The 12,563-nt window shown below is 43.8% G+C and carries 10 protein-coding genes; 5 read left to right on the top strand and 5 right to left on the bottom strand.

Annotated features, from left to right (window positions below):
- Positions 1-38 precede the first annotated feature (38 nt).
- Positions 39-1,472 carry a PP2C family protein-serine/threonine phosphatase gene (locus NG22_RS14930; protein WP_082305096.1) on the bottom strand — a complete coding sequence of 478 codons (1,434 nt, stop codon included), beginning with the start codon at positions 1,470-1,472 and terminating at the stop codon, positions 39-41.
- Between the two features lie 245 nt (positions 1,473-1,717).
- Between NG22_RS14930 and ileS the strand changes: the two genes are divergently transcribed.
- Positions 1,718-5,029, top strand: coding sequence for an isoleucine--tRNA ligase (gene ileS, locus NG22_RS14925; RefSeq protein ID WP_053406460.1), 3,312 nt, complete (start codon positions 1,718-1,720; stop codon positions 5,027-5,029).
- Between the two features lie 267 nt (positions 5,030-5,296).
- The gene (locus NG22_RS14920) at positions 5,297-5,893 is read left to right on the top strand and encodes a lipoprotein signal peptidase (protein WP_053406459.1); all 597 of its coding nucleotides are present in this window, start codon (positions 5,297-5,299) and stop codon (positions 5,891-5,893) included.
- Positions 5,894-6,021: 128 nt separating this feature from the next.
- Here the strand turns inward: NG22_RS14920 and NG22_RS14915 are convergent, their stop codons facing one another.
- A complete protein-coding gene (locus tag NG22_RS14915) occupies positions 6,022-6,879 on the bottom strand; it encodes a hypothetical protein (RefSeq protein WP_053406458.1) in 858 nt (285 codons plus the stop codon).
- 365 nt (positions 6,880-7,244) lie between these two features.
- Here NG22_RS14915 and NG22_RS17865 point away from each other — a divergent pair, with 365 nt between their 5' ends.
- The 3 genes from NG22_RS17865 to NG22_RS14905 all read left to right on the top strand — a co-directional run bounded on the left by NG22_RS17865 (position 7,245) and on the right by NG22_RS14905 (position 9,632).
- On the top strand, positions 7,245-7,415 hold the full coding sequence (locus tag NG22_RS17865) for a hypothetical protein (protein ID WP_157601127.1): 171 nt from the start codon (positions 7,245-7,247) through the stop codon (positions 7,413-7,415).
- Between the two features lie 81 nt (positions 7,416-7,496).
- Positions 7,497-9,152: a hypothetical protein gene (locus NG22_RS14910; protein ID WP_053406457.1), complete on the top strand. Its 1,656-nt coding sequence runs from the start codon at positions 7,497-7,499 to the stop codon at positions 9,150-9,152.
- A gap of 66 nt (positions 9,153-9,218) precedes the next feature.
- Entirely contained in the window at positions 9,219-9,632 is a 414-nt protein-coding gene (locus NG22_RS14905) for a hypothetical protein (protein WP_053406456.1), read from the top strand.
- A gap of 658 nt (positions 9,633-10,290) precedes the next feature.
- Here the strand turns inward: NG22_RS14905 and NG22_RS14900 are convergent.
- From NG22_RS14900 to nuoB, 3 genes are read right to left on the bottom strand one after another with little or no spacing between them, the layout of a single operon-like run.
- Positions 10,291-11,508, bottom strand: coding sequence for an NADH-quinone oxidoreductase subunit D (locus NG22_RS14900; protein ID WP_053406455.1), 1,218 nt, complete (start codon positions 11,506-11,508; stop codon positions 10,291-10,293).
- 18 nt (positions 11,509-11,526) lie between these two features.
- On the bottom strand, positions 11,527-12,027 hold the full coding sequence (locus NG22_RS14895) for an NADH-quinone oxidoreductase subunit C (protein ID WP_053406454.1): 501 nt from the start codon (positions 12,025-12,027) through the stop codon (positions 11,527-11,529).
- 18 nt (positions 12,028-12,045) lie between these two features.
- Positions 12,046-12,561: an NADH-quinone oxidoreductase subunit NuoB gene (gene nuoB, locus NG22_RS14890; protein WP_053406453.1), complete on the bottom strand. Its 516-nt coding sequence runs from the start codon at positions 12,559-12,561 to the stop codon at positions 12,046-12,048.
- Between the last annotated feature and the right edge of the window lie 2 nt (positions 12,562-12,563).

Here is a 12,563-nt window from a genome sequence, read left to right as displayed (position 1 = left end):
CCTCATAAAAAAAGGCAGTCTTTCCGGATTGCCTTTTTTTATACCCGAAAACCGAACACCATAAAATCATCCACCTGCTCACCCCCCTGTTGCCAGTCATTAAAAAAAGTTTCCAGGGCTTTGGATTGGCCCTCCATGGGAAGGCCCGAATATTTCATAAGTTCAGATTTGAATCTCTTCAATTTCATTTTCTCCCCACTTTTCCCATTCACCTGATCGCAAAATCCATCCGTAAAAAGGTAAACAGCATCTCCCTTGTTCAACTTAACGGTATGGCTTACAAAGGGGATCTCCACCACATGAGCCCCCACAGGTTGCCGGCTGCCCTTGATTATTTGTAGGCCCTGTTGACCAATTACCCACACTGGATTATAAGCCCCGCTGTATTCCAACTCATAACGCTCAGGGTCAAATATCAAAATCGCCCCATCCATACCCTCTTGCCCCAAATCCAGCTGTTCGCCTTTTCCCAGGGCTGCCTTCATTCTCCGGCGTAATTCGTCCATCAAAAGAGCAGGATCTGCCGCACCGAAATCTTTGGCCACGTTTTCCATCAGACCAATGGCCAGCATACTCATAAAGGCCCCGGGCACTCCATGCCCCGTACAATCTGCCAATAACAACATCAGTTTTCCTTCCACCACCTTGAGCCAGAAAAAATCTCCGCTCACCACATTGCAGGGACGCTCCAGTAAAAAATAATCTTCTACATAAGGGCTCAGGATCTCCGGAGAGGGAATCACCGCTTTTTGTAGCTGCTGCGCATATTGAATGCTTTCATTCACCCGGTCTCTTTGATATTCCAGTTCTTCCTTCTGCCTCATTAAAGCATTGCGCTGCTCCCCAATCTCCTGTTTTTGAAGGGTCAGTTCCTCGTTGGCGTCCAGTATCTTTTGCTCCATTCGAAAAGCTTCTTTCACGAACAAAAAAATCATCAATGAAGTGAAGCCGACAAATACGGATAAATTAAACAGGAAAAAAGCGTGCCCCAGCCATGAGGGCAGGGGAGAGTCCGAATAACGGCCAGAGGTCCAGATGTAAAAACCAAAATATGCCAGCGAGAAGAAGACGCTGATCAACACCCTTTCCACGATCGGGTATTTATAAAATATAAAGCTTAAAATTACGGGTAGCAGCAGGTAAATATGGAAGCCGGTGTAAAGCCCCAGGTAGAAAGTGGCCACAACGGCATGCACAATCAATTCGCCAAAATTCAGCAGGGCCACCAGATTGAACTTCCTGAAATGAGCCGCCAAAAAGGCCAACAGATACAACGGAATACTAAAATACAGATTCAGTGCCGCCATTTCCACCGCTCCGAAGTACCGAAATAGTAATAGAAAAAATAAGTGAATAAGCCCGGCCAATAAACAGGAAAACTTCATGATGCGCTCATATCGGGCCACATCACTGCTGGCTTCAGGCATAAAAAAGGCGGTCCCAAAATGGGATTGGCTCAGGGGAATACTCATAATTGGGTTGGTTGGACTGTTGAGGCGTAGCGACTCGCTGTTAGGTCATTTATTTGACCCTCTGACTTGAAAATGAAAATCTGATTTTTTTTTCAGGAATCAAAATAGATTTTTTAGTAAGCTAAACTTCTCAAATTTATCATTTTAAATTCTATTGCTTAACTTAGCGGAACTTTTTTGGGAAGGTCTGCTTTGGACTTTCCCAAGCTGTTTTTTGCGCCTAATTCTAATGCCAATATAGATCAATGCAGTATAAAGAATATAAACAGGTAGATTTCGCTCAAGTAGGGCGCGATGTACTTCAAGAATGGAAAGATAAAGCTACTTTCGACAGTTCTGTGAAATTGCGCGAGGGAGCTCCTGAATTCGTGTTTTTTGAGGGTCCTCCTTCAGCAAACGGAACTCCGGGAATTCACCACGTGATGGCCCGTACGGTGAAAGATATTTTCTGTAGATACAAAACCCTGAAAGGCTTCCAGGTGAAGCGTAAAGGGGGATGGGATACGCACGGATTGCCCGTAGAGCTTCAGGTAGAAAAAGAATTAGGCATTACGAAAGAAGATATCGGGAAGTCCATCACCGTTGAGGAATACAATCAGCGTTGCCGTGAGTCGGTAATGAAATTCAAGGATCAATGGGATGAGCTGACTGAAAAAATGGGTTATTGGGTGGATTTGGATGATCCGTACATCACCTTTGACCGCAAATACATGCAGACGCTTTGGAGCTTGTTGAAAAAGCTTTATGACAAAGGTTTGCTTTATAAAGGATACACCATCCAGCCTTACTCTCCGGCGGCAGGTACCGGATTGTCTTCTCACGAATTGAACCAGCCAGGGACTTACCGTGATGTAAAAGACACCTCGATCACCGCCCAGTTCAAATTGAAGGGTTCGGAGAATGAATTCTTCCTGGCCTGGACGACAACTCCATGGACGCTTTCTTCCAATGCGGCTTTGGCGGTTGGAAAGAACATCGACTATGTGAAGGTGCGTACTTTCAACCCTTACACTTTCAAGGAGATTTTCGTGATTTTGGCGAAGAACCGTTTCAACGCCTACTTCAATGCTAAAAATGCCGAATTGAAAATTGAAGACTACAACGAAGGAGACAAGAATATTCCTTTCGAAGTAGTAGGCGAGTACAAAGGAAGTGAATTGGTAGGGCAGGCTTATGAGCAATTGATGCCTTACGTTCAGCCGGTGAAAAATGCGGAGAAAGCTTTCCACATCATCGAAGGGGACTTCGTAACCACTGAAGATGGTACCGGTATCGTTCACATTGCGCCAACTTTTGGTGCGGATGACCAACGCGTCGCTTTCCAGGCGGGTGTACCTGCAATCACCATTTTGGATGAAAAAGGAAATGAGTTACCACTAGTAGACAAGACCGGTCGTTTCGTGAAAGAAATGGGCGAGTTTGGCGGTCAGTTCGTGAAAGCGGATTATGAAGACGAGTCGGTAACTTCTGCCAAAGACTATAAGAATGTGGATGTTTTGATTTCCATCAAATTAAAAGAGGAAAACAGAGCATTTAAAGTAGAAAAATACGAGCACAGCTACCCACATTGCTGGAGAACAGACAAGCCTGTATTGTATTATCCATTGGATTCCTGGTTCATCAAAACCACCGAATACAAGGATCAATTGGTGGCTTTGAACAAAACCATTAACTGGAAGCCGGGCTCTACCGGATCCGGTCGTTTCGGTAACTGGTTGGAGAACTTGGTAGACTGGAACCTTTCCCGTTCCCGTTACTGGGGTACGCCACTTCCTATCTGGAGAACAGAAGACGGAGAGGAAGAAATCTGCATCGGTTCCATTGCAGAATTGGCGGCGGAAGTAGAAAAATCGAAAGCTGCCGGATTCATGACCGAATCGCTTGCTGAAGATTTCGATCTACACCGTCCATATGTGGATGATGTGGTATTGGTTTCTGCTTCCGGTAAGCAAATGTTCCGTGAGCCGGACCTGATCGACGTTTGGTTTGATTCCGGTGCGATGCCATACGCGCAATGGGGCGCATTAGCGGATGAAGTAAATGCTGCTGAGGCTAAATATACCGCTGACTTTATTGCGGAAGGTGTTGACCAAACACGTGGTTGGTTCTTTACCCTGCACGCTTTGAGCACCATGTTGTACGACAAGGTGGCTTTCAAAAACGTGATTGCCAACGGCCTGGTATTGGATAAAAATGGAAACAAGATGTCCAAGCGTTTGGGCAACGGTATTAATCCATTTGAAATCATCGACCTGCACGGACCTGATGCGGTACGTTGGTACATGATCTCCAACGCGAACCCATGGGATAACTTGAAATTCGATCCGGATGGCGTTACGGAAGTAAAACGTAAGCTTTTCGGTACCCTTCAGAATACTTACAACTTCTTCGCGCTATATGCGAATTTGGATGGCTTCACTTACGGTCTGGATATCGTTGCGGTAGAAAACCGTACGGAGTCGGATCGTTGGATCATTTCCCGTTTGAACTCTTTGATCAAATTGGTAGATGAAAACCTGGAGGCTTACGAGCCTACGCGTGCCGCACGTGCGATTCAGGATTTCGTCAACGATGATCTTTCGAACTGGTACGTTCGTCTGAACCGTAAACGTTTCTGGAAAGGGGAATTCAATGAAGACAAAAAAGCTGCTTACCAAACCTTACACGAGTGTTTGTTGACAGTGGCACAATTGAGTGCAGCTTTCGCTCCATTCTATATGGATACGCTTTTCCAAAACCTGACGACAGGCATGGAAGGCACTGCGGAATCTGTTCACTTAACCAACTTCCCGACTGCCGACGAAGCACATATCGATGCAGATCTGGAAGCTAAAATGGCCTTGGCGCAATCGGCTTCTTCTTTGGTACACTCCCTTCGTAAGAAAGAGAAAATCAAGGTACGTCAGCCATTGCAGCGCGTGATGATCCCGGCATTGGATGATACTTTCAAGGCACATGTTGTGGCGGTGGAAGACATCATCAAGAATGAGGTGAACGTGAAAGAAGTAGAAGTCATCGACGATACTTCCGGTATTTTGGTGAAAAACATCAAGCCTAACTTCAAGACTTTGGGTAAGGCATATGGTCCGAGAATGAAGGATATCGCCAAGGCAATTGGTGGCTTCCAACAGGAGGATATCACCAAAATCGAAGCAGACGGCCAGTACGTTTTAGCTTTGGAAGGCGGAGATATTACTTTGACCCTGGAAGATGTGTTGATCACTTCTCAGGATATTCCAGGCTGGTTGGTAGCCAACGAAGGCGCCTTGACGGTGGCTTTGGACATCAACTTAACCGATGAATTGAAAGAAGAAGGCCTGGCGCGTGATTTAGTAAACCGTGTTCAAAATATCCGTAAGGATATGGGCTTGGAGATTCAGGATAAAATTCAGATTGCTATCCTGGAGGAGGAAACCATAGCAAAAGCAGTTGCTTCAAACAGAGATTATATCACTACCGAAACACAAGCTACGGCTTTGGAATTGGTAGCAACCCTTTCAGACGGCACGCCATTGGATATCGATGGCCTGACGGTAACTTTGAAAGTGTCGAAATAAAAAACAAAAGAGGATACTTTGCTGGTATCCTCTTTATTTTTTTGCTAATTCGTTTCGGTTTTAGAGCATGTTTAACAGCGAAAATTTGATTATTACAGAAGCAGTACCCGATTTTTTTGAGAGAACAGCATCGCTATTGTTGAGAAATTATCCAAAATCGCTTCCAATAATTCGAATTTGCAGCCGGATGGTGTGCTTTTAAACATACGCTTAGTAATGATTTTTTGAATCAAGGCACCTGCCTGGTTTTTTAAATAGATTTCTACAATGAAATACGGAAAATATTTCCTGATTGCGCTGGCCGTAATCATTCTGGACCAGATCGTGAAAATGGCGGTTCATTTCAATATGCCATTGGGATCGGCGGGTCAGATTCAAGTTTTTGGAGACTGGTTCAAGCTACACTATACCCTGAATCCCGGCATGGCCTTCGGTATGCAGCTGGGTTCTGATTATGGAAAATTAATCCTGACCTCCTTCCGCCTTGTTGCGATGTTTGGAATAGGCTGGTATTTGGTTCATTTAGCCAAAAAAGGAGCACATACCGGTTTATTAGTTTGTATTGGATTAATTCTGGGTGGTGCTATCGGTAATTTAGTCGACAGTATATTCTATGGTGTGTTGCTGGATAATGCCCCATATAATGCTCCCAGCCCATGGTTCCACGGACAAGTCATCGACATGTTCTACTTCGATATCTGGGAAGGCTATATGCCCGACTGGTTGCCGCTTTGGGGTGGAAAATACATGGCTTTTTGGCCGATTTTCAATGTGGCAGATTCTGCCATCTTTATTGGGGTCGCACTGATCATTATGTTCCAAAAGAAATTTTTAGTGACAGCATCCGGTGAAAGAATCGGATAGAGAAAAATATATTTCTATATCAAACGCCAATCCTTGATTTGAGGGTTGGCGTTATTTTTTGTCTTTCCGGAAAGAGAAACCAATAAGATGACTAGCTATTTCAAAATTTAACCTCCGAGCATAAGATATTAAAAATCTGTTTTTTTTGCTGCTTCAATTAATTTAGTCATTTCTGCTTTTAGGTCAGATGGAGGGACTTCTGACCAATTTCGATCCAACTCTTCATAATCAAGGTCAATTAATGGGGATTGAATTTCAGCTATTAATGATTGATGATCCAAAATTGCTTTATGCTGATCCCAAACCTCAAGAAGAAGGGCGGGCTGTTTGGTCAGTAGTTGAAGGAGGAGTGTAGCGCTGAATTCAGAAAATTCAATATTATTGTTACAACGGTCATCAAAGGTTAATAGAAAGTCCAAGACATATTCTGCTGTAGGGGCATCTAGTGATTGATTCAACTGCAAACAATAGTCTATGTTGCATTCGTAAAGGTCAAGGGTATCCAAAAGATGCGGTTTTCGTCCATCCCGATAGTAAACAACCGGAAGATCTTCAGAGTAATCATAACCGGCAAATAGATAATTTTCCTGATTATAACGCTTTGACTTTCCATAATCCAGCAAGACCTTGCCCTCCACCATTTCATATACTTTGAAAGGTGAATAGGTACCCAATTCAGCATCAATCGAGTCGATCTCTTGAAAGGCCTGCACAAAAGAAGATGATCCAATGATCTCCAAAGTACCATTTCCATCCAAATCCTCTATGGATGAGACTTGAAATTCTTGATCAAAAACAATCTTTGGAAGCTTATCGGTCAAGGCAAAAATAGTGGTCTGAACAGGGCAACAACTGTACTGTGTTCCTGAAAGCAGGAGGTAGTTAACTTCTTCACTTCTGGTCAAAAACAGTTTATCAGAGCTGATTTCATTATTTTTCGCTGTCCAGAAGATCGTATCCCATGCTGTTTCCCCTTGAAAAGACACGGTATCGGCATTAATGCTAAAAAGGATTTTATTGAATATCCCGGATCCCCGATTGGAGGTTCTAAAAGGTATATACTATCCGGATTTCCATCCTTGTTAAGGTCATGGGATAATACTTCCACCAACTGCTCAGGATCAATGGTCAGTCGAATCGGAATCTTTTCAGCAGATGACTCATTCCGCTGTTTATTTGCATGCCTCGCGTCCTGAGGCGCACAGGCAAAAAGTATAAATACTGAAAAAAGCAGAGATAATCTTCTCATAGGAATATAGCACAACATTTTTGATATATATGTACCACTGATTGCATAAAGACATTCAATGGTGTAAATTACATAATTAATCTTATTTAAAATATCAATATTATGATCAAGGGTAGAAAAATAAGCAAACCTTTTCCTCTATTGGCCATCCTGTTTTTCATGGGAATGGCGGTCGGTTATTTTTCTCACACCGACATTCGGGAGGCTAAAGAAGATTTTATGAAAGGTTTCTCCGGCGCCCGGGAAAAAACATCTGTGGAAATTACGGAGTAAATAAAAACCTCACCGGACAGACCAGCCTTAATCCATTGGCCCATTTTTCTTTAACCTATTGACTCCGGAAGTTAATCCCCTATGACGTTCCTTTTTTTATTACTGCTCATTACAGGCAGTCTCGCCATTTTCCATTTCCTGACCAACAAAAAATCAAAAACCGAACTCTCCGCTTTAAAAACAGATTTCAAAAATTTAGACAAGGTCAAGCCCAATCCTCATGACTTCCGCCTGTATGACCGGTATTTTGGAGATCCCCATTCCTGCATTTCAGCGCAAACGCAACAAGACCTGAATTATGAAGCGGTCATTCCCCACATCAACCATTGCCTCACAGAGGCTGGAAGTAATTATTTATATCACATCTGTAAGCAATTTCAATATGAGCAAAAGGACGGCTTAACCCATTACGCCCGATTTCTTCAAGAAAATACCATGGCAAGAAATGAACTCCTGGAAGCCCTTTGGGGTCTGAGAAAGGTGAAGGTAGCGGCTTTTTTAAAATACCTCCACTATTGCCCTGCTCACACTCCATGGTATTTCAATTATGCCTTTATTTCCTCTTTTGCTTTTCTGACCTGCCTGATTTCAGGATTCTACCTCCCCACATTTTGGCTACTCCTTGTCCCGATATTTATAATCAACCTCCTGATCCACCTTTCAGGAAAATCATTCTTTACCGGCCTCACCTCAGCCTTGAACACCCTCCGGCTTTTAAGCCGCTTTCATCAAAAAACAAGAAATAATCCGGAGCTACAGCGCTTTATAATGAAGCTGGATTTAAAAAAAATAAATCGAATCAGCACCATTCCCCTTGCCTTTGGCCCGCTATCAATAGAAAATGAACTGACCATCCTCTTTTGGTACCTGAAAGAACTTCTTAATATTGCCTTGTTGATTGAGGTCAATCTGGCTGCAGTATCCAATGCTCAAATTCGGCAGCACAAAAGCACCTTGTTGTCGTTGTTCGAGCTAACCGGCTTCTCAGACACCGCCTTATGCCTTGCTTACTTAAAAACAAAAACGGGAATAACTGAAAGCCGGATTATTTCTGATAAGGCTATCTATGCGGAGGAAATCCGTCACCCACTAGTAAAAGATTGTGTTCCAAATTCCCTGACCATCACGCAAAACATGATGCTTTCCGGAGCAAATATGACGGGAAAAAGCACCCTGATCAGGACCATGGGGGTAAATATGCTCCTTTCCAATAATCTTGGAATCGCTTTTGCCAAAACTTTCCATCATTATCCCTTAGCGGTTTTTTCCTCCATGTCCATCAACGACAGCCTTGTCAGGAGTTCCAGTTATTTCAATGAAGAAGTGGAAAGCCTGAAGCATATTCTTGAGCACCCGGCCGCTCATAAGCTTATTCTGCTGGATGAACTCTTTAAGGGAACCAATACCAATGATCGCATCCATTACGGCGCAGCTGTATTAAACTACCTTGCCGATCAACAACATAAAATTATCATTTCCACCCACGACCTGGAACTGGAAAATGCACTGAATGATGCTTTCCGGCATTTATGTATGGGCTTTGAAATACGGGAAGGCAGCCTGATTTTTAACTACAAGCTTTCCGGAAAGACCGGCAACCATCAGATTGTTCCTTTTATCCTTCAAAAACATGGGTTTCCGGAAGAAATCCTTCAGATGAGTCACGCTTCCACAATTTCCCCGGGACGGCCACCAGAAGATAATCCACAGACCATCAGCACGTTATCAAAAAGTTAAATACTGTTAAATAGTTGAGCATCAACCCTCTGCATTGTATATTAGGTTAACATCAAACGATTTAGCATGCAACGGTTCACTCAGCTCCTATTGAAATTTTCCTTTGCCCTGGCCATCGTATTCAGCCTTGCATATGATGCTTTGCAGCAAATAGATCATGTCAAAGTCGAATTAAAAGTCCAAAAAGCTTTGGCCTACCATTGTCCGGATACGCCATGGGCAGATGTTAATGTGGGTAAAATAAAAGCGGAAATGGTTAATCCTATCGCTATGGCCAGTCAGTTTTTCCAGTTTAATGCATTGGACCTGAAAATTTACGATTTCCTGGGACATCAGCTGGTGCTAAAAACTTATGTCAATCATCCCGGATTCCAACCGGATCCTTGTGAGGCCTATTTCCATACCAAATCCATTCGATTGGAATGTCCGGATCCCTGTCAGGAAGGCTCCATTTTTAACTATGCGGTGGTTTACTCTTAAACCGAATTTTGCATGCTTAACCCGGATTACTCATGCTTCAATCCTCTTTTAGCTGCAAGGCGGGAAAAATGAAGGAATAGTCTCCTATTTCGAGTTTTTTCCAACGAAGCAAATGAATGAGGAGAAAGCAAGCTTGCCCAAATTTGGGCTATAAAAAAATCAGCAGAAATAAACCTATTGAGTTGACAGTAAGCTATTTAATATGAATTACTTAATTTAGCGGTGAATAATTCGGGTTAAATCGTTGTTGAGATGCAAAGCAGAACAAATTAGGGAAGACTTCCATGCTTCGATTATTTTTCAGGGAAGTGGAGAAATGGGGTGCTTGCAAGCTCATCCGAATTTGGGCTATTTAACCCGGATTATTCGTGCTTAAATCCTCGTTTAGCTGCTAGTCGGAAAAAATAAAGGGATTTTTCCTATTTCGAGTTTTTTCCAACGAAGCAGATGAATAAGTAAAAAGCAAGCCTACCCAAAATTGGGCTACCAAAAATTTAGCAGACCCAATCACAACCAATTGACAGACATGATTTTGTGATGATTTCTAAAACTAGCGGTAAATAAGTCGGATTAAAAATCAGGGAAACTGCTACAACATACTGAAATCAGCTTTCCTGATTAGCTTTACAGGGGGGATGGTGCACCATTATGGTTAAGCTTAGCGATCCACTTCTCCCAATACCACATCAATAGAGCCCATAATCGCAATCAAGTCGGCCAACATCGTGCCTTTTGACAAAGCGGGCAAAATAGATAAATTCACAAAGGAGGCAGATCTTGCCTTGCAACGCAATGGTTTATCGGCACGGCCGTCTGCTTCAAAATAGAATCCCAATTCTCCCTTAGGACTCTCCCCGCGGAAGTACATGCTTTGCGCTTTTGGTCGTATCCTTTTGGGTACAATGGCTTGCGGATCAAATTCCTTATCCCGTTTATAATCGCCCTGAAGGCGTTCCAGGCATTGCTCAATGATCTTTACGGATTCTTTACATTCCTGCGCACGCACCCAGGAACGATCCCAGCAATCTCCGGTGGTACCCATTTCACCGTTGCCCACCGGAATATCAAATTCCAGTTCCGGATAAACCGAATAGGCATCTACCCGGCGAAGGTCATATTTCAATCCGGAAGCCCGTAGCATCGGACCGGTAATGCCATAATTAATGGCCAGATCTCTCGGCAATACCCCCACATTGGCGGTACGCTCCACATAAATTTTATTCTCAATCAACAGCTTATCCGTCTCCACCAATTTGGGTTTCAGATAATCGATAAAGGCTTTACACTGTTTTTCAAATCCTACCGGAAGGTCATAATACAAACCACCAACCCAAATGTAATTGTACAGCATACGCGCACCACACACCCATTCCAACAATCTCAGAATATGCTCCCGATCGCGCATCATCCAAAGGAAGGGCGTTGTCGCACCGATATCCAGACCATAAGTGCCCAGCGCCACAAAGTGGGAAGCAATCCTGTTCAATTCCGACACCAAAACCCGGATATACTCCGTACGCTTCGGAATTTGGTCGGTAATGCCCAGCATTTTCTCCACGCCCATGCAGTAAATGTGCTCATTATTCATGGCCGTCATATAATCCATCCGATCCACATAAGGGATGATCTGATTATACATCAAAGCCTCCGCATGCTTTTCAAAACAGCGGTGCAAATAGCCCAAATGCGGTACCACATCCACGATAATCTCCCCATCGGTGACTACTTCCAAACGCAAAACGCCGTGTGTGGAAGGGTGCTGTGGACCGATATTGATGATCATCTCCTGATGCTTCAAATCCCCTTCGCCGTATTTCGCCGGCTCGGAAATATTCAGGTGTTGGGGATCATATTGGTATTGAATCTTATTCGCCATCGTCTTGCTGTCGGAAAATTAATACTTCACTTTTATGCCATGATAATACTCCTGCGCCTCATAATCCTTGCGCATCGGATGTCCCTCCCAGTCGGCAGGAAGGAGAATTCTCCTCAAATCCGGATGATCACTGAAATGAATTCCATACAGGTCAAAAGCCTCTCTTTCATGCCAGTCTGCTGTTTTCCATAAGTCTGAAACGGTGGCAATCTCCGGCGCCTTTACATTCTCCTCATTCCTCGGCAATTTCACCTTGATCATCAAATGGTGATTGTACGGAATAGAGTACAGGTTATACACCACACCCAGCGTGCCGGCTTTGGGTCCATCATCTGTTCCGGAAAGGCAGGAAAGCTGATCAAAATACAATTCCTCCTCATCTTTCAGGAAAGCACAAAGCGGATGAATATTTTCTGAGGTTACCGTAATGGAGTGGGGGTGATCCTGCAATTCCTGCGAAAGGATCATTTCCTCCCCGAATCGGGCGGTAATACGATTGACGATTTCTTCAAAATTCATGATTGACCAATTCAGGGACTACATTTCTTTTAATAATTCCTCTACAGCAGTCGGAGCCATCAGGCTTTCCTGTCTGATTTTTTCCTGCAACTTCAAAAAGCCACCGATCAGTGCCTCCGGTCTTGGCGGACAACCCGGCACATAAACGTCTACCGGGATAATGCGATCCACGCCTTTCACCACATGATAGCCATGATCCCAATAAGGACCTCCACAGTTGGAGCAGGAGCCCATAGAAATCACATAGCGGGGTTCTGCCATTTGCTCATACAATCTGCGGATCCGGTCCGCCATTTTGAAAGTTACCGTGCCGGCTACAATCATCACATCAGACTGCCGTGGTGTTCCTCTTGGAAAAACGCCCAGCCGGTCCAAATCATAATTGGAAGCATAGGCCCCCATCATTTCAATCGCACAGCAGGCCAGTCCGAAGCCCATCGGCCACAGGGACGAAAGACGCGCCCAATTCAATAAATCATCTACCTTGGTCACAATCACGCCACCCTTGGTAAATTCCTGATCCAATAATCCCATTG

This window comes from Persicobacter sp. CCB-QB2, from assembly GCF_001274635.1.
GTDB lineage: Bacteria > Bacteroidota > Bacteroidia > Cytophagales > Cyclobacteriaceae > Persicobacter > Persicobacter diffluens.
This window is presented reverse-complemented; position numbering and strand designations above follow the sequence as displayed.

Bases quoted from the DNA above. Each gene is read 5' to 3' on its own strand.
- NG22_RS14900 (WP_053406455.1), bottom strand. From the start codon at position 11,508: ATGGCGAATAAGATTCAATACCAATATGATCCCCAACACCTGAATATT.
- NG22_RS14895 (WP_053406454.1), bottom strand. From the start codon at position 12,027: ATGAATTTTGAAGAAATCGTCAATCGTATTACCGCCCGATTCGGGGAG.
- ileS (WP_053406460.1), top strand. From the start codon at position 1,718: ATGCAGTATAAAGAATATAAACAGGTAGATTTCGCTCAAGTAGGGCGC.
- nuoB (WP_053406453.1), bottom strand. From the start codon at position 12,561: ATGGGATTATTGGATCAGGAATTTACCAAGGGTGGCGTGATTGTGACC.
- NG22_RS14920 (WP_053406459.1), top strand. From the start codon at position 5,297: ATGAAATACGGAAAATATTTCCTGATTGCGCTGGCCGTAATCATTCTG.
- NG22_RS14910 (WP_053406457.1), top strand. From the start codon at position 7,497: ATGACGTTCCTTTTTTTATTACTGCTCATTACAGGCAGTCTCGCCATT.
- NG22_RS14930 (WP_082305096.1), bottom strand. From the start codon at position 1,472: ATGAGTATTCCCCTGAGCCAATCCCATTTTGGGACCGCCTTTTTTATG.
- NG22_RS14905 (WP_053406456.1), top strand. From the start codon at position 9,219: ATGCAACGGTTCACTCAGCTCCTATTGAAATTTTCCTTTGCCCTGGCC.
- NG22_RS17865 (WP_157601127.1), top strand. From the start codon at position 7,245: ATGATCAAGGGTAGAAAAATAAGCAAACCTTTTCCTCTATTGGCCATC.